Origin of the sequence: Ruegeria sp. HKCCD7303 (genome assembly GCF_013111185.1) — a bacterium.
Classification (GTDB): Bacteria; Pseudomonadota; Alphaproteobacteria; order Rhodobacterales; family Rhodobacteraceae; genus Ruegeria.
The window spans coordinates 822,017-838,905 of the sequence record NZ_WVRE01000002.1; the positions used below are offsets into that span (position 1 = coordinate 822,017).

The following is a 16,889-nucleotide window of genomic DNA, read 5'->3' on the forward strand; positions in this document are numbered from 1 at the left end:
GTAGTATGCGGATTATTCTGCACTGCAGCACCTTTTGGTTTGCGTGCAGCATAAGCGGTTGCGCCTTTCGCGCAAGGGTGTTGTGGGCGCGCATTTGCAGCGCGCCCAGTTATTTAGCCCTCAATCCGGGTCAGATCAGCCACGCTGGAACAGACCTGCCGGATCTGGCTAAGTAGGTTCAGACGGTTACGCCGGACAATGTCATTGTCGGTGTTGACTTGTACATCCTCAAAAAATGCATCTACCGGTCCGCGCAGCGCAGCCATGGCGGCCATTGCGGTCGGGAAATCCTCGGCCTTCAACGCCGGTTCGATCTGCGCCTGCGCCTGATCCAACGCCGCGAACAGCGCCTTTTCGCTGTCTGTCTCGGCAAATTTCACATCCGCACCATAGGAGTATTCGACCCCGTCCTTCTCTTCGGCCTGCGTCAGAATGTTGTTGGCGCGCTTAAAGCCCTGCACGAGGTTTTCGCCGTCCTCGGTCGCGATCACCGCGTTCAGAGCACGGGCGCGTTTGACCAACAGGTTGAGGTCGTCATTGCCATCCATCGCGATACAGGCGTCGATGATGTCGTGACGGATGCCCTCGTCGCGGAGGAAGACTTTGAGGCGATCGTGGAAGAAGGAGAGGAGGTCGTCTGACGTGTCAGGTATTTTCTTTTCCAGGCTCAGGAAATCGCTATTGGGCAGCTCTCCCAGTTTCTCTTTAAACGTCTGGAAAGCCGCGCCAAATACGCCATGCTCTGCAATTTCGTCCAACAGATCATTGATGCTTTCAGACCTCAATGCATTGTTTGAGGCGCTTTCCGCCCGCACCAATTGACTGTCAAAGTATCTGTCCAAGTGAAGTCGCAAATTGTTATCCAGCACCAACCGAATAATCCCCAACGCCGCACGGCGCAGCGCAAACGGGTCTTTCGAGCCGGTCGGCTTCTCATCTATCGCCCAGAACCCAGTCAACGTGTCCAGCTTGTCGGCCAGCGCCACGGTCACCGACGGCGGTGCAGTCGGTACGTCGTCCGATGGACCCAGCGGCGAGTAGTGTTCCTGCGCCACGGCGGCCACGGCGGCGTCTTCGCCTGCGGCTTCGATGTAATAGCGTCCCATAAGCCCCTGAAGCTCAGGGAATTCATAGACCATCTCAGAACTCAGATCGGCCTTGGCCAGACGCGCGGCTTTCTCGGCCTGATCGGTATCCGCACCGGTCACCGGGGCCAGTTCGCGGGCTAGCGCGGCGATACGGTCGATCCGTTCGGCCTGTGTGCCCAGCTTGTTGTGGAAGGTTACATTCTCAAGCGCACGGGTCCATTGGGCGATGTCCGATTTGGCGACACGCAGGTCGTTCTCCCAGAAGAATTTCGCATCCGCCAAACGGGCCGACAGCACCTTCTGGTTCCCTGCCAGAATGGTCGCGCCATTGTCGGCGGTTTCGCGGTTTGCAACCGTGATGAACCGTTCGATCCGACCCGTTTTAGGGTTCTTCACGGAAAAGAACTTCTGGTGTTCCTTCATCGAGGTTTGCAGCACCTCAGGCGGCAGGTCGAGGAATTCGTCGTCGATCTGCCCCATCAGCACCACCGGCCATTCAACCAGCCCGGCGACCTCTGCCAGCAGGCCCCTGTCTTCGACCACCTCCAGTCCGGCGGCAAAAGCCATGTTCTGGGCGTCGTTCCAGATATGCTCGGCCCGTTCGTCGGGCGACAGCAGGACAAAGGCGCGTTTCAATTGGGCGGCGTAATCGTCAAACGATGATACCGAAAACCGGTTCGGCGCCATGAAGCGGTGGCCTGCGGTTGTGTCCCCAGATGTGATGCCCTCAACCTCAAGCGGCACGACCTGCGCGCCTGCCTCATCATTCAGGATGCACAGGATCGAATGTAACGGACGGACCCAACGCAAAGGGCCATTGCCCCACCGCATGGATTTGGGCCAGGGGAAGTTGCGGATGGTGGTTTCCAGCACCTCAGCCACAATGTCAGCCGCCGGGCGACCCGCCTTTTCGATGGTCGCAAAGTAAACTGCACCTTTGGGCGTGTCGCGCTCTTCCAACTGATCGCGGGTCAGGCCAGCGCCACGCAGGAACCCTTCGATAGCTTTGTCCGGCGCGCCAACTTTAGGGCCTTTGCGTTCCTCGCGGATCGTTGGGCTTTCCGCCAGCAGGCCTTCGACCGCCAGCGTCAGGCGACGCGGCGTGGTCAAGGCAGCGGCCCCAGCATAGGTCAAACCACCCTCAACCAAACCATCGGTGATCCGCTTTTTCAGGTCCTCACCGGCGCGGGTCTGCATGCGCGCGGGGATCTCCTCGGAAAACAGTTCGATCAGCAGGTCAGGCATTGTCGGTCCTTAGAAATTGACGATCGTCTGAATGACGATGGCATTAGCGATATCCACAAAGAAGGCGGATACAAGGGGGAGCACGATAAAGGCAATAGGAGATGGGTCATATCGCCGTGTCACACCGGTCATATTTGCAAAAGCGGCGGGTTTCAGGACCAGCCCAGCAAGGTTATTCAGCTGTCAGGACGCTCAGGACACTCTTCTCCGACGACGGTGCCGTCATAGGCCTTTTCGCCACAATTGTTCAAAACGTGCCAAACAAAGCCTTTGCCTTCTTGGGTAACAGCCACGATGCGATCCACACCGTAATGCACGTTTTTCTGACCAATGAACGCCTGCGCCTTGCCTGATTTCAAGTCATCAGCCAGGGCCACTGCATCGTAACAGTCAAACCAGCCCGGAGCCGTCAGCGGCTTTGCCTCATCCGCTGTCAGGTAGGTGGCCCGCAACTCTTCCAGCGCAGCATCGGTTTCAAAACAGGCGCGATACCGGATAGGAGAGCTGTCTGCGTCGATGGCCTGAAAGGATGTATACGAAATAGCCACCGGGGGCTGGGCCGCGTCGATCGACAGAAACACATCCTCACCCGGAATGGGCTCAACTTCATAGTAATACCCGTAGACCTGAAGGTAATACATGCCAGTGCCTGCAACAGCCGCAGACATGAGCAGGATGATTGCCAGAATTTTTCCAGTCATCTTTCGATGCTTCCCCTTATGCAGGTACTTCCAAGTGTTTCAGAAATAGGCCACGTTTCTCCGCAGAACAGAACGAACCGAGGCGAACCTTATGGAATCCACTCTTGCCGTTGGATTTTTCGGCGCACTTTTTGCCATTATGAACCCAGTGACGAACCTGCCCGTCTTTCTGAGCGTGACGCAGAATCTGTCGGCATCCGATCAGCGCAAGGTTGCGGTTAAGACGTCCCTCTATTGCCTGATCCTTGGCGGGGCGTTTGCAGCTATCGGCAGTCAGGCGCTGGGCTTGTTCGGAATAACGGTTGACCATTTGAGAGTCGCGGGTGGTCTGGTCGTCTTGATGATCGGTTTGAACATGTTGAACGGCAACGAAAGCAGTTCGCACCATGGAACCGATGACGAGAAAGAAGAATATCCCGCGGCTGAAACCGTCGCCTTTTACCCTTTGGCCTTTCCCATTCTTGTTGGCCCCGGAACCATCACGACCTTGATCCTGTACGCACACCACGTGAAGAAACCTGTTGAAGCAATTGTTTTTGCAGGTGTATTCCTTGGCGTCGTCGCCCTTTTGCTGATCACGTTCTGGAATGCGGCATGGCTGGCTGAACGCCTTTCTGGCAACGCGCGCGTGATCATGAGCCGCTTCATGGGCATGATCTTGTCGGCCATCGCGATCAGTATGATCGCTGACGGCCTGAAAGCGTTGTTGCCGGGGCTGGCCTGATTGGCCCATCAGGCTTGGAACCCAGCCGCCTCGGTCTGAACGAACGCATCCGCACATTGTTTCGCCAGTGCTCGTACACGGCCGATGTAGGCCTGTCGTTCCGTCACCGAAATCACGCCCCGCGCGTCCAGCAGGTTAAAGATATGGCTGGCCTTGATGCATTGATCATAGGCCGGGTGCGCCATGATGATGCGCTTTCCGGTTTTTGGATCGTCATGCTCTTGCGCCAGAATGGCGGCGCATTCGGCCTCGGCCTCTTCGAAATGACGCAGCAGAACTTCGGTGTCGGCCACGTCAAAGTTCCAGCGGGCGTATTCCTCTTCGGTTTGCTTGAAGATGTCACCGTATGTCAACGGGCTGGGGGACTGCGGATCATTGAACGGCATGTCCATTACGTGGTCGATGCCCAACACATACATGGCCAGACGTTCCAAACCATAGGTCAGCTCGCCCGAGACGGGCGCGCAATCATGCCCGCCCACCTGTTGAAAATAGGTGAACTGGCTGACTTCCATTCCATCACACCAGACTTCCCAACCCAATCCCCAGGCACCCAAGGTGGGGCTTTCCCAGTCATCCTCGACAAACCGGATGTCATGCAGGTCCATGTCGATGCCGATGGCCTCGAGGCTACCCAGGTAAAGCTCCTGCAGATCGGGCGGGCTGGGTTTGATCAGAACCTGATACTGGTAATAATGCTGCAACCGGTTGGGGTTTTCGCCGTAACGCCCGTCGGTCGGACGGCGCGACGGCTGAACATAGGCCGCGGCCCAGGCCTTGGACCCCAGCGCCCGCAGAGTGGTCGCGGGATGGAACGTCCCTGCCCCGACCTCCATGTCATAGGGCTGCAGAATTGCGCAGCCCTTAGAGGCCCAATAGGTCTGAAGCCGCAGGATAATCTCCTGAAATGAACGCGGTGCGCTGTTCGGTTCGGTCATAGCATTCCCTCTGGGCATCCTTGCGCCCGGTTCCGGTCGGTTTGGCCCTTCCTATGCAAGGGGCCAAGGGGCGTCAACGGGGCTTTGGTGCTTGGTTGTATCTGCGCGGCCACACCGCAAATTCCCCGTATTCGCGGCATGGCAATTGGCACCTGAAATCGCGTATTCTGCGCCAAAGCACAAACATTGCAGAACACAGGCAGACAATGACACGCGTATTTAAAGCATTTCTATTATTTCTTGTGGTCGGCCTGCGCGCCGCTTCCGCGCAGCAAGACCCTGGCGTATGGGTTCAGATCGAAGCGCAGCCGACGCTGCAAGAGGCTCAGGAACGCGCGCAGGCTTACGCCCGCGCCTTGCCGGATGTGAACGGCTTCAGACTGAACAGCGGATGGTATGCGGTCGTGATCGGCCCCTATGCGCGGCCGGATGCCCAACAGGTGCTGAGGGTCTATCGATCCGAGGGTCAAATCCCCCGTGACAGCTTCATCGCCTTTTCCAGCGGACTGGGGCAGCAATTTTGGCCCGTCGGCGCAAACGTACTGAATCGCGGCACCATAGCGGCACCCGTCGCGCCGATTGCTCAGGCCGAAGACACCCTGACAATCGCACCCACTCAGGATGCGGATGAAACCCGCGCTCAGGCCCTGCAATCCGAACGTTTGCTGACCGCGCAAGAGCGCAAGGATCTGCAAACTGCGTTGCAGGCAGCAGGGTTTTACAACTCGACCATCGACGGGGCCTTCGGTCAGGGAACACGCCGCTCAATGGGCGATTGGCAACGTTTCAATGGGTACGAGGCAACCGGCGTTCTAACAACTGCGCAGCGCAAAGCCTTGATAGACGACTATAATGCGCCACTGACAAGCGTTGGGATGGCCCAATACAAGGATGACGCGGCTGGGATCACGATGGACCTGCCTTTGGATGCTGTCCGCTTTGATCGCTATGAAGCCCCCTTTGCCCACTTCAACAGCGCATCTGACCTGAACGCAAAGATGCTCTTGATCAGTCAGGACGGCGACAAGCGCACGCTGCGCGCCTTGTATGAGGTCATGCAATCGCTGAAAATCGTTCCGCTTAACGGCCAGCGCGAGCTGAGAGGAGACCGCTTTACCCTTGAAGGGCGCGGCAATGGTGTTGTGTCCTTTACGCAAGCGCGCCTGACAGACGGCAAGATCAAAGGCTTCACTTTGGTCTGGCCCGAAGGGGACGAGGCGCGCCGCCTGCGGGTTCTTTCGGCTATGGCCTCCAGTTTTACCACCACAGACGCGGTGCTCGACGCTGCTGCAGGTGCAGATGCCGCACAAAGCATTGATCTGATGTCCGGCCTGCAAATCCGTAAACCGCGCCTGTCTCGTTCCGGTTTCTTTGCGGATGAAAAGGGAACCGTTCTGACAGTTTCGGAAGCCGTCGAGAATTGCACGCGGATCACTCTGGACGGGGATCAGGAGGTGCAGCTTGCCAAGGCCGATAACGACATTGGCGTTGCGGTTTTGCGTCCGACCAAGGCGCTGGCGCCGATGAGCGTGGCCGCTTTCAGCGCTGCCCTGCCGCGTCTTCAATCCGACGTCGCGGTTTCGGGCTTCTCATATCAAGGGGCTTTGGGTGCCCCGACTCTGACATATGGGCAAGTCGCCGATGTGCGTGGCCTGAATGGTGAGACAGGTGTTAAACGCCTGGCCTTGAACGCGCAGCCCGGTGATGCAGGCGGCCCGATCTTCAATGACAGCGGCAATGTGGTCGGGATGCTGTTGCCCACACCATCCGAAGGGCGCAGCCTGCCGGCTTCGGTCAGTCTGGCGGCCACGGGCGAGCGGCTGACAGAAATCCTAACTCAGGCTGGCGTGTCCGGTCAGTCCAGCGAAGAAACCACACAGATTTCGCCCAATGAATTGAGCCGTCGCGCAGCAGGCATGACAGTTCTGGTGCACTGCTGGGAATAAACCCCAGCCACCAGCAAGTTTCCAAGCGCCGCGCACCCGCGCGGCGCTTTTTCACAGAATGTCTGGCGTCACATGGATAAGCGTCGGGACCGGTGCGTCGAAGGCGGCGCGGGTGGCGCTCTGCATTTCTGCCAATGTCGACGGTGCCGCCGACAAGGCTCCGAAAGCCTCAGCCAATTTGCAGAAATCCGGGTTTCGGGCCACGACTGCATTCGGCGCGATCTGGCTGCGCACCATGCTGTCTTCAATCTCTTTCAGCTTGCCATTGTCCCACAAGATGATCGGCAGTGACAAACCCAGCTCAACCGCAACGCCCAGTTCCTGCATCGTGTAATGGAACCCATAGTCCCCCGCGATAACTGCCGTTGGCTTTCCGCGTCTGGCCACGGCCCCACCGATCCCGGCAGGTAACCCATAACCGAGGGTGCCAAACCCCGTTGGATGATGCCAATGATGAGGATAAGCCATATCCCAAACCTCTTTCGCGACATAGGCGAACTGGGTCATATCTGAATAGATCATCGAGTCGGCCGGCATAACTTCGCGCAAAGCATCCGCGATCGGCACGATTCCGGGCCGTTCCGCGTCCACCTCGGCGCGCCAGCTTGCACGGGCCTCGGCTACTTCCTCGGCCGACCAGCCACGTGCAGGCTTCTTGTCCTCGGTGGCCTGCCACAACGCACGGGCAAAACTCTGGCTGTCTGCTTGCAGCTTGATGGCGGCGCGGTGGTGATCAGACAAAACCTCCGGATCCAGATCCACACGGATTAGCGGTGCTTTATGCCCCAACTCATGCCGCCATAAATCGACTTCTCCAAGCTCCGCCCCAACGACAATTACCAGATCAGCCGAGGCAATGACCTCGGCGCTTCCGGGACGTGGCAGCATGGATCCGAAGTCCAACGGATAGTTCGCCCCGACCAACCCGCGCCCAGCATAGGTGGTAAAGCACGTAGCCCCCAGCTGCGTCAAAATCTGCCGCCAATCGTTGGACTTGCAGCCCCCACCCAAGATGAACAAGGGCCTGCGCGACTGATTCAGCATCGAGACAACGGACGAAACGTCTGGCGGCAAAGCCTTGGTGCGCAACGCAGGCTGGTTGGGGAACGGTGCAGGTTCGGCATCCGCCTCCAACTGCGCGATTGGCACCTGAATATGTTTGGGACGTGGCCGTGACAGCTCGAATTCCTCAAAAGCGCGTTCCACCAACCCATATGCAGCGGTCGCGGAGTCGGCCTGTACTGACCAATCAGCAACCGTTCCAGCTGCTGCGCGTTGGTCTTTCATTTGATGCAACTGACCCCGCGCTGCGTGCGTTTCATCAAGGCACGATGACAGCACCAGCATCGGGACGGAATCGCTGTAGGCCTGACCGATTGGAGTCATGATGTTGCACAGACCGGGCCCGGTGATGACATAGGCGACACCCGGCTTACCGGTTGCTCGCGCGTAGCCATCAGCCATGAACCCAGCGCCTTGCTCGTGCCGGGCCAGAACATGAGTGATACCAGCCTCTTCGATGCCGCGATACATTTCCTGATTGTGGACGCCAGGAATACCGAAAATCACATCCACGCCACGATCCTTGAGCATATGCGAGATTTGCGCGCCAAGGGGTCTTTGCATCAGTTTCTCCAAAATTGAACGGTGAAGATCGCGTAAACGGCCAGGAGTTCGAGACGCCCAACCAGCATTCCGATTGTCAGCAGCCATTTGGCCGTGTCATTGAGACCCCCGAAATTGCCTGACGGTCCGATCTGACTGCCCAGACCGGGGCCGACATTGGCCAAAGCGGTCGCTGCGCCGGATACTGAAGTGATGAAATCAAGCCCGGTCAGGGCCAAGGCCCAGGACAACACGCCCATCGACAGAACGAAAAACATGAAAAAGCTCATCACCGAGGTCAAGACATCGCGCCCCACGGGCCGCCCGTCATAAAGCGGTACAAACACCCCGTGCGGGGACCTGATCCTTTTGATCTGAGTTTTGATTGATGCAAGTAGCAGTTGGTAACGGAAGATCTTGATTGAACATGCCGTGGATCCGGCGCAGCCCCCGATCAGTCCAATCAAGAAAAATAACATGACGGGAAAACTGCCCCACCCCATGTAATCGACGCTGGCATATCCGGTGCCCGAGATGATCGAGGTGATGTTGAAAAGAGATTCGCGAAACGCCTGTTCCCAATGTTGCGGAAAGACCGATGTCAGAAAGACGGTCATGATAATGACTAGCACCAGAACAGTCGCCAAGAAGGCGCGGATCTGGCTGTCTTCCCACAAGGAAGAGGTGTGACCATTGGCAAGCTGTACATACCGCACGAAGGGAAGAGCTGCCAAAATCATGAACACCGCTGCCGCATATTCCACCGGACCCGCAAATGTCGCGAATGAGGCGTCATAGTTAGCAAACCCACCCGTCGCGATCGTTGTCATCGAGTGGACCGTGGCGTCGAAAAAACTCATCCCAAGCGCGGCATAAACCAACCCACACACCACGGTCAGAAACACATAGATCAGGGAAATCTGGCCAGCGATCTCTTGCGCACGTGGAAGGATTTTTCCCATGGTTTCAAACCCTTCCGAACGGAAGATTTGCATACCACCAACCCGCAATTCCGGCAGGAAAACCATCGCAACCACGATGATGCCGATGCCGCCTAGCCATTGCAGAATACCACGCCACAGCAAAAGCCCCTGCGGCAGCGAATCAAGCCCGCTTATGACCGTTGAGCCTGTTGTCGTAAGCCCCGACATGGCCTCAAAATAGGCATCGACAAAGCGCAGCTCGGTTTCACCAAAAAGGAACGGGATCGCACCAAATACCGGCAGCGCAACCCAGACGCCGGTCGTCAGCAAAAAAGTCTGCCGGATGGTCAGCCCCTCGCCCACGCCGTTGGAACAGCTCATCGCCAGAACTGATCCGGTCAGCGTCGTGATGATCGCGCTTTCCAAGAACACATGCCATTCGCCACGCCCTTCGATCATGTCGGCAAGCATAGGAAACAGCATGGTCGCCCCAAGAATGGCGACCAGCAAGCCAATCACATATCCGACCGGGCGAAGATCCATCATGACGCGCAGCGTTGGCGCGCCAACCCGACGGTGTCAAGCAGATGATCCGAGTTAAGTGTCGGATTTCGTCTCTGTCCCAGGCATCGCCGGAGGTTTGGACGGAGCCCGAGTTCTGCGCGTCTGCGGTTTAGGTTGCTCAGCCGCCGGTGCCGGTTTCGTTTGAGCCGCAGAAGGCGCGGGTTTCGGCGCGGCGGCTTTGCGCGTACGCGATGCAGGTTTCGCCTGTGTCGAAACGGCTTTTTCAAGCGGGGTCGTCTTTTTGGGCTCAACTGCAGGTGTCTTGCTCGCAGGTGCTGCAGATTGGACTGAGGTTTCTTTTGCCGGAGCGGTTTTGGCGACAGAAGACGTTGCAGGTGCCGCCTTTCGGGCAGCGGGTTTAACGGGCTTTGTGGCGGCGGCAACCGGCTTTGCTGCTGCTTTCGGCTGAGGTGCCGGTTTTGGCGCAGGTGCAGGCTTGGCTTTGGCGGCAGGTTCAACCTTAATTGTGGCAGCAGCACGTGGTTTCGCGGAAAACTCAACCGTTTTGGGCTTAGGTGCCACCACAACACTCTTCTTCACAGGTTTTTTTGCGCGCGTCGTCTTCTTGGACGCTGCTTTGAGCGCACGTGCTCCGGCTGGTTTTGCTTTGACCGCCGCCTTTTTGGCTGGTTTCTCAGTGACCGGTGCCGGGGCAGATGCAGCCGCGTGTATGGTTTGCACGGGTGCCATTGGCAACTCGAACGCAGACCGAGTCATGATCTGCATGATCTTCATCTGGTTGGCCATCGCATAGCCTGCCACTCGCAATGCCGCAGCCTGAAGCTCCAGTGAATGGGTAATCGGATTCATTACATGTTTCTCCTGTAAAACCGATGCAGCCCGAGTTTTTGGAGTAAGGCACCCTGCCCACGCAGACACGCCGCGCGGCGGTTGGGGTCTTGCAGTCCAAGGCGTGTCACGTCTCGGTGTCCTTTCGGGGACGCACACCTTCCCGAAGGCAGGCATGCGTCTGCTGCATTCCCTTCGAACATACAGGCAAAAAATGCGCATTTGCAGCATTTTTGCTGCATTGCGGCGAAAGAACGCTGATCGACGTAATCCCTGATTAAATTCTAACCGCTTACAGCGGGGAACTCACCCAACATGAAACAGGGTTGTGAACAATCTCGGGTCCAGACTGGGCACCTCAAAGGTTGAGCCTTCGGTCAGAATCGACACAGCGTCATGGCTGTGCAGGCTCTCTTGGTGGCTAGCCACGATACGGAAATCGCCCACGTGGTGATCAGCTAACAATTCGGCGCAGAACAGGCGCGCAGCATCTTCGACAAAGATCGGGTTGGCGGCGTTCAGCTCGGCAAACGCCTGCTCGTCTTCGCGTTTGACCATGACCTGTGTCTCGGTAGGAACCGCTCTGCGGCACAGCGCGATGAGGTCTTCGAACCACAAACAATCCGCGTCGCAATCCACAACCACTGAAATTCGCGCGACAGAGCGCTGAGAATGCGGGGTTGCAAGCTGTCCGCGCATCGACCGCGCATGTTCGCTCAGTTCCAGAGAGCACGGACAAGTTGAGGAATAGACATAGTCCAGATGCATGATCTTTTGACGCACGCCGTTCTGTTCGACCAGTTCCAAGGCTATGTCGTAATACTGATAGCCTTCCAAACCCGAGCGCAGGCTCTTTACTTTATCCGGGTAAGAAAACCGCATCTGAATGCGGGCATCAAAGCTGTCCAGATCGGTCATGTAGTCGTCGAGCGCCGCTTCCATCACCTCGAAGCTGAATGTACGTTCTGCATGTTTGTAAAACGACCGCATGATCCGGGACATGTTGATGCCCTTTTTCTCGGCCTCCAGACTAACAGTACCTGTGATCGACGTCTCAAGCGTCAGGTCATCGCCCTGTTTCCGGTGAAACCGGATCGGAAGGCGGAAATTCGAGATGCCCACATGCTGGATTTGCTGTTTCGCCCCACGGATCAGGCTAGACGGGCCATTCTGCAAGTCCGGCAATGACGACCTGTAAGCTGCATCTACTGCAAAATCCTCTGGGTACTCGCGTGAGAGCGAAGGATAATTTACAGCGGCCACCCCCGGCACCAGACGCGCGATGGCCGGGTCCAACTGACTGATTTCAGACACAGACGCCATTTTCGCCCACTGCCGCAGCACACTCAGGGCTTCGGCGGCTTTTTCACGGTCTGGTGTTTCATCAATGTCGCGCGGGTGAACGTTCATCGGCTGCAGTTCCTCGAGTGATCGTCGGACTATATACGACTGAGGTTCGTTTTCCAGTCTATCCCGATACGTTGCCATTAGCAGTCCGGATCGAAAAAAGTGGCGCGAAACCGTCAATTTGCAACGGTTTGCGCCCTTTATTGGTTCTATCGGCAGGACAGCACCCCGTCCGAATGGGTTTTCAAGCGGCACTCGGACGTCAGGTAATGCCCCGACGATAAAGGTGCGCGCTGGAACTGGTTATTTCTGCGAGACTTCCAAAGCCTGCTGAATATCAGCCAGCAGGTCATCTGCGTCTTCCAAACCAACGGAAAAACGAATGAGTCCTGACGAAATGCCCAACTCAACTTTCTGCGCTTCGCTCAGGCGTTGGTGTGTCGTCGTCGCCGGGTGCGTTGCGATGGATTTGGCGTCGCCCAGATTGTTGGAAATCACCGGGATCGTCATCGCATTCAGAAACGCAAAGGCAGCGTCTTTGCCGCCTTTGATGTCCAGCGACAGAACTGTGCCGCCCTTGCCGCCAAGCTGCGATTGCACCAGCGCGTTCTGCGCATGAGTTTTCAGACCGGGATAGAGGGTACGCTCCAGCGCCGGGTGCCCTTCAAGCGCTTCAGCAATCTTTTGCGCGCTGTCGGCCTGTGCATTTACGCGCAGCGCCATGGTTTCCAGGCCCTTAAGCATAACCCAAGCATTAAACGGGCTCAGCGCACCGCCGGTATGCTTCAGGTATGGCTCGACCGTGCCGCGGATGAAATCCCGTGTACTGATGATCACACCGCCCAGCGCGCGGCCCTGACCGTCAATGTGCTTGGTTGCTGAATAAACGACGACATCGGCACCCTGTTCGATCGCACGCGAAAAGACCGGTGTCGAAAAAACGTTATCCACCACGACAAGGGCGCCAACGGCATGAGCCAGTTCCGCAACCGACGCGATGTCGATCACTTCCAGCGTCGGGTTCGACATGGATTCAAAAAAGACAGCCTTGGTGTCCGGGCGGATCGCCGCTTTCCACTGCTCCAGGTCAGTACCGTCAACAAAAGTCACGTCGACGCCAAAGCGGGTCAGGATGTTTTCGACGATATACAGACAGGATCCAAACAGCGCCTTGGCGGACACGATATGGTCACCAGCCTTCAGCATCGAGGTCAACGCACCGTTGACAGCCGCCATGCCCGACGCCGTCGCAAAGGCGTCCTCGGCCCCTTCCAGCGCCGCGATGCGTTGTTCGAACATCGACACGGTTGGGTTGCCATAGCGCGCATAGATGAACTCGTCGGGGCCACATTCCAGAAAACGGGCCTCGGCCTGTTCTGCGTTTTCGTAAACGAAGCCCTGCGTCAGGAAAATCGCCTCGCTCACCTCGTTGTACTGACTACGACGGATGCCGCCATGGACGGCTTGGGTGCGTTTGTTCCAGTTCTCGCTCATCTCATTCCTTTCAGCCTCTGGCAGAGGCAAACAAAAAACCCCAGACGCGGCCAAGCGAAAGGGGTCTTTCATCCTGACCTTTTAGCGGTGTTGTTTAGCGTGGCCCGCAATCCGGTAACAAATCGCCACGTGGTCTGTGATGTTGGCCTTACGCCGCACATGCAGAGTCGTCAACCCCGACAAGCCCGTCGTCACAGATCTGTAATCAAAGGTCCGACGGGCCTTCCCTGCGATGGTATCGCCCGAAGTCACAGCTTTTTGCGCTTCGCCTGCCGCAAGCCCTCTTGCCGATTGCGCAGAAACCCTCATGATCTTTTCAACCTGAGGAGAGACCATGATCGATCTGTATTTCTGGCCCACGCCAAACGGCTGGAAAGTGTCCATCGCCCTGGAAGAGATGGAGCTGCCCTACAAGACTCACCTGATCAATATCGGCAAAGGCGATCAGTTCGACCCGGAGTTTCTGAAAATCGCCCCCAACAACCGGATGCCTGCTGTCGTCGATCCCGATGGCCCTGACGGTGCGCCCGTTTCCGTGTTCGAAAGCGGTGCGATCCTGATGTACCTGGCCCGCAAGACCAAGCGCTTCTATGGCAAGACCGAGCGGGACCAGATCGCGGTCGAAGAATGGCTCATGTGGCAGATGGGCGGCGTCGGACCAATGGCCGGTCAGGCGCATCACTTTCTAAAATACGCCCCTCAACTGGACCCACCACAGGACCTGCCCTATGCAAAGGACCGTTATCGCGCCGAGGTCGCCAGGCTGTACGGTGTGCTGGATCGTCGGCTGGCGGACAATGAATATGTTGCAGGCGATTTCTATTCCATCGCGGATATGTCGATCTGGGGTTGGGCCAGTCTGTGGGAAGGGCAACAGCACAAGATCGACGACACACCCCATTTCGCCCGCTGGCTTGAAACCGTAGGTGCCCGTCCCGGCGTTCAGGCCGGTCGCGCGTTGTATGCAGACCTGCGCGGCGATCACAGGGACAAGCAATCGCAAGGTGTTCTGTTCAAGCGGTGAAAAGGATCTATGGCGAGTGTTGAACCCTTACGAGGCCTACACCGAGATTTGAGGATTTGCCACTTCTGCAAATCACGCTCTGCACCAAGCACATATTCCTAATCAAGCACCAAGCGGCGGGCGAGCGGACGCAAACCGTTTTTGCTGAATGCCAAGACCACGGAGTTGTTGCCCTGAAAGTGGTTCTAACGCACTCTTCCTCGGACGAGGGAGGTGGCGGCAAATGCGAAACATCAAAGAAGAAACACTTGATCCAGATGACTGGAACGCCGCACGGGCCCTAGCGCACGTCATAATAGATGAAGCAATTGACCACCTAGAGCAGGTGCGAGAACGCCCGGTTTGGCAACCTATGCCCGATGATGTCCGCGCGCATCTGAAACAGGCTTTGCCGGAAGACCCATGCACATTGGAACAGGTCTATGGCGACTATAGGGAATTCGTACGTGCTTATCCGATGGGTAATATTCACCCCCGCTTTTGGGGGTGGTACATGGGAGCAAGCAACTTCACCGGGGCATTGGGTGATTTCCTTGCCGCCGTAGAAGGAAGCAACCTAGGGGGCGGGAACACAGGCGCGGCACAGGTAGAACAGCAGGTTGTCGATTGGTTAAAGGAAATCGCTGGCTTTCCTGAAAGCGCCAGTGGAACCCTGACCAGCGGCGGGTCAATGGCAAACCTGATCGCGCACACGGTCATCCGTAACCTGGCCGCCGGTTTTGATGTGCGCGAAGAAGGTGTTTCTGCTTTGGAAAAGCCGCTGCGGTTTTACGCATCCGATCAGGTCCATAGCTGCCACCAAAAGGCGTTGGAAACCCTCGGCCTTGGCTCAAAAGCGCTGGTTGAGATACCAAGCGACGACCGCCAGAGGATTCAACTCGACGCGCTCGAGGCCGCAATCTCTGAAGACCGTGCGAAGGGGTTGCAGCCAGCTTGCGTGATCGGGACGGCGGGCACCACGAACACCGGAGCCATAGATGACCTGACCGCACTTGCGGATCTTTGTGATCGAGAGCGGCTTTGGTTTCACGTGGATGGATGCATAGGCGGCGTATTACGTCTTGCACCCGACCACGCGCATCTTGTGAAAGGGATGGAGCGGGCCGGCTCGGTTGCAATCGACCCTCACAAATGGCTGCACGCACCTTTCGAGGCTGGAGCCGTTTTGATCAAAGATGCCGAGGCTCATTTCGCGACCTTCGAAATGCATGGTGCCTATCTTCAATTGCAGGAACGCGGGATGATCGCAGGAAAATTCCTTGCCGATTACGGGCTAGAGCTTAGCCGTGGTTTCCGAGCTCTAAAGATTTGGATGGCGCTGCGGGAACATGGTGCCGCAAAGTTTGGCCGCCTCATCTCACAAGACATCGCCCATGCACGCTATATGGCGCAACAGATAGAAACTCATCCAACGCTGGAACTTGTTGCTCCGGTAGACCTCAACATCGTGTGCTTCAGATATGTGGCGGCGGATGAGAGTGCAGCGAAGACTCTCAACACAGAGATTATGCTCCGGCTTCAGGAACGCGGCCTTGCCGTGGCGTCTGACACAACTGTCCAAGGCAGGCACGGGCTTCGCTGTGCCTTCAACAACCATCGAACGAGACGCGACGATATTGATGGCTTTTTGCTTGACGTAGTTCGAGTTGGTGAGGAGGTTCTGTGCGAAAACAACCCCTAAGGTCACTGCGTGCCTTGGGGCGACCCTATGGCATATTTGTGCCTCTTGGGTTCAGAGCGCGATCACCTGCCGTGATAGCTTTGCCCGCACTACGGTCAGTCAGCGAAACTTGAACTCAGGTTCTACAAGGAATCCCAATGGTTTGCTGCCACGATTCCCACTGCGCAGCGCTGTGACATTTCTTCCGTCCACGCGCATCCGGGATGTCAGGACCAGGGCTGGCCGCCCTACTGCTTTTTCCTGGACCTGGTCGACGGGTCGTTTTGCAAAATCGGACAAGAAATCGTTCGGTACTCCAGAACGCCTTGATCGAAAATTCGGAATCTTGTGCTGCTGTTTTTCCGGTTCTTCCAACGACAGCGATTGCAGGTCCCTAAATTTTGATCGGTATGCCTCAGCGGCTTCAAGGTGCTTTTTCTCGAACGCATAGACGTTCTGAGCTTCTTCGATCATTCTGGCGGCGTGAATGCACCCCTTGGACCGCACAAGCTCTGAGAGTTCGGCAATACGGTCAGAAATCAGGTTGCAATTCAGAACGACGGCTTTTTCGAACGATCCATGTTGTTTTACGTTGGGCATCTCGAGTGGCTCAGACAAGACGTTGAGTGGTGCACGATCAAACCTGATCTCGGACACAGGCTGAGGCGTAACAACACACGCAATTACCTGCCCTGTGACACAGAGTCGACCAACACGCACCAGATTGGCGGAAAGACGCCTCTTATGCGCTTTGGAATTAGACACCACGTTTGGGCAAACCCAAGCGCAGTTTTGTGCTTAGGTGCCAACCTGCTGAAACCAGATCAAATTTACCTTTAGC

At 56.9% G+C, this 16,889-nt stretch carries 13 protein-coding genes, 1 pseudogene and 1 riboswitch; of the genes and pseudogenes, 4 read left to right on the plus strand and 10 right to left on the minus strand.

Annotated elements, in window-relative coordinates:
* Window positions 1-113: 113 nt before the first annotated feature.
* The 3 genes and pseudogenes from glyS to GS630_RS08645 all read right to left on the minus strand — a co-directional run bounded on the left by glyS (window position 114) and on the right by GS630_RS08645 (window position 3,034).
* Window positions 114-2,333 carry a glycine--tRNA ligase subunit beta gene (gene glyS / locus GS630_RS08640; RefSeq protein ID WP_171174717.1) on the minus strand — a complete coding sequence of 740 codons (2,220 nt, stop codon included), beginning with the start codon at window positions 2,331-2,333 and terminating at the stop codon, window positions 114-116.
* 9 nt (window positions 2,334-2,342) lie between these two features.
* Window positions 2,343-2,483: pseudogene (locus tag GS630_RS22375) on the minus strand (sodium/glutamate symporter); the annotation flags it as partial.
* Window positions 2,484-2,509: 26 nt separating this feature from the next.
* A complete protein-coding gene (locus GS630_RS08645) occupies window positions 2,510-3,034 on the minus strand; it encodes a DUF6446 family protein (protein WP_171234038.1) in 525 nt (174 codons plus the stop codon).
* A gap of 91 nt (window positions 3,035-3,125) precedes the next feature.
* Between GS630_RS08645 and GS630_RS08650 the strand changes: the two genes are divergently transcribed.
* A complete protein-coding gene (locus tag GS630_RS08650) occupies window positions 3,126-3,758 on the plus strand; it encodes a MarC family protein (protein WP_171174720.1) in 633 nt (210 codons plus the stop codon).
* Window positions 3,759-3,766: 8 nt separating this feature from the next.
* Here GS630_RS08650 and GS630_RS08655 read toward each other — a convergent pair whose 3' ends face one another.
* Entirely contained in the window at window positions 3,767-4,696 is a 930-nt protein-coding gene (locus tag GS630_RS08655; RefSeq protein WP_171619312.1) for a glycine--tRNA ligase subunit alpha, read from the minus strand.
* Window positions 4,697-4,902: 206 nt separating this feature from the next.
* On the opposite strand from GS630_RS08655, the gene GS630_RS08660 reads away from it, so the two are divergent.
* Window positions 4,903-6,642, plus strand: coding sequence for a serine protease (locus tag GS630_RS08660; protein ID WP_171619314.1), 1,740 nt, complete (start codon window positions 4,903-4,905; stop codon window positions 6,640-6,642).
* A 51-nt stretch (window positions 6,643-6,693) separates the two neighbouring features.
* Here GS630_RS08660 and GS630_RS08665 read toward each other — a convergent pair whose 3' ends face one another.
* The 5 genes from GS630_RS08665 to metZ all read right to left on the minus strand — a co-directional run bounded on the left by GS630_RS08665 (window position 6,694) and on the right by metZ (window position 13,364).
* Complete coding sequence (locus tag GS630_RS08665; protein WP_171619316.1) at window positions 6,694-8,268, minus strand: 5-guanidino-2-oxopentanoate decarboxylase; 1,575 nt, start codon at window positions 8,266-8,268, stop codon at window positions 6,694-6,696.
* Window positions 8,268-9,716, minus strand: coding sequence for a TrkH family potassium uptake protein (locus GS630_RS08670; protein WP_171619318.1), 1,449 nt, complete (start codon window positions 9,714-9,716; stop codon window positions 8,268-8,270). The genes GS630_RS08665 and GS630_RS08670 overlap by 1 nt, the downstream gene beginning before the upstream one ends.
* Before the next feature lie 51 nt (window positions 9,717-9,767).
* Window positions 9,768-10,544, minus strand: coding sequence for a hypothetical protein (locus GS630_RS08675; RefSeq protein ID WP_171619320.1), 777 nt, complete (start codon window positions 10,542-10,544; stop codon window positions 9,768-9,770).
* Between the two features lie 285 nt (window positions 10,545-10,829).
* Window positions 10,830-11,933 carry a GTP cyclohydrolase FolE2 gene (folE2, locus tag GS630_RS08680; RefSeq protein ID WP_171619322.1) on the minus strand — a complete coding sequence of 368 codons (1,104 nt, stop codon included), beginning with the start codon at window positions 11,931-11,933 and terminating at the stop codon, window positions 10,830-10,832.
* A 240-nt stretch (window positions 11,934-12,173) separates the two neighbouring features.
* A complete protein-coding gene (gene metZ, locus GS630_RS08685; protein ID WP_171619324.1) occupies window positions 12,174-13,364 on the minus strand; it encodes an O-succinylhomoserine sulfhydrylase in 1,191 nt (396 codons plus the stop codon).
* A gap of 61 nt (window positions 13,365-13,425) precedes the next feature.
* A riboswitch (SAM riboswitch) is annotated at window positions 13,426-13,503 on the minus strand.
* 195 nt (window positions 13,504-13,698) lie between these two features.
* Here metZ and GS630_RS08690 point away from each other — a divergent pair.
* Window positions 13,699-14,388 carry a glutathione S-transferase N-terminal domain-containing protein gene (locus GS630_RS08690; RefSeq protein ID WP_171174738.1) on the plus strand — a complete coding sequence of 230 codons (690 nt, stop codon included), beginning with the start codon at window positions 13,699-13,701 and terminating at the stop codon, window positions 14,386-14,388.
* Window positions 14,389-14,611: 223 nt separating this feature from the next.
* The gene (locus GS630_RS08695; RefSeq protein WP_171619326.1) at window positions 14,612-16,069 is read left to right on the plus strand and encodes a pyridoxal-dependent decarboxylase; all 1,458 of its coding nucleotides are present in this window, start codon (window positions 14,612-14,614) and stop codon (window positions 16,067-16,069) included.
* A gap of 99 nt (window positions 16,070-16,168) precedes the next feature.
* On the opposite strand, the gene GS630_RS08700 is transcribed toward GS630_RS08695, so the two are convergent.
* Entirely contained in the window at window positions 16,169-16,522 is a 354-nt protein-coding gene (locus GS630_RS08700) for a hypothetical protein (RefSeq protein ID WP_171174742.1), read from the minus strand.
* Window positions 16,523-16,889: the final 367 nt, after the last annotated feature.

What these genes read in the sequence shown, in the direction of transcription:
- glyS (WP_171174717.1), bottom strand. Translation starts at nt 2,333, where the DNA reads ATGCCTGACCTGCTGATCGAACTGTTTTCCGAGGAGATCCCCGCGCGC.
- GS630_RS08645 (WP_171234038.1), bottom strand. Translation starts at nt 3,034, where the DNA reads ATGACTGGAAAAATTCTGGCAATCATCCTGCTCATGTCTGCGGCTGTT.
- GS630_RS08650 (WP_171174720.1), top strand. Translation starts at nt 3,126, where the DNA reads ATGGAATCCACTCTTGCCGTTGGATTTTTCGGCGCACTTTTTGCCATT.
- GS630_RS08655 (WP_171619312.1), bottom strand. Translation starts at nt 4,696, where the DNA reads ATGACCGAACCGAACAGCGCACCGCGTTCATTTCAGGAGATTATCCTG.
- GS630_RS08660 (WP_171619314.1), top strand. Translation starts at nt 4,903, where the DNA reads ATGACACGCGTATTTAAAGCATTTCTATTATTTCTTGTGGTCGGCCTG.
- GS630_RS08665 (WP_171619316.1), bottom strand. Translation starts at nt 8,268, where the DNA reads ATGCAAAGACCCCTTGGCGCGCAAATCTCGCATATGCTCAAGGATCGT.
- GS630_RS08670 (WP_171619318.1), bottom strand. Translation starts at nt 9,716, where the DNA reads ATGATGGATCTTCGCCCGGTCGGATATGTGATTGGCTTGCTGGTCGCC.
- GS630_RS08675 (WP_171619320.1), bottom strand. Translation starts at nt 10,544, where the DNA reads ATGAATCCGATTACCCATTCACTGGAGCTTCAGGCTGCGGCATTGCGA.
- folE2 (WP_171619322.1), bottom strand. Translation starts at nt 11,933, where the DNA reads ATGAACGTTCACCCGCGCGACATTGATGAAACACCAGACCGTGAAAAA.
- metZ (WP_171619324.1), bottom strand. Translation starts at nt 13,364, where the DNA reads ATGAGCGAGAACTGGAACAAACGCACCCAAGCCGTCCATGGCGGCATC.
- GS630_RS08690 (WP_171174738.1), top strand. Translation starts at nt 13,699, where the DNA reads ATGATCGATCTGTATTTCTGGCCCACGCCAAACGGCTGGAAAGTGTCC.
- GS630_RS08695 (WP_171619326.1), top strand. Translation starts at nt 14,612, where the DNA reads ATGCGAAACATCAAAGAAGAAACACTTGATCCAGATGACTGGAACGCC.
- GS630_RS08700 (WP_171174742.1), bottom strand. Translation starts at nt 16,522, where the DNA reads ATGATCGAAGAAGCTCAGAACGTCTATGCGTTCGAGAAAAAGCACCTT.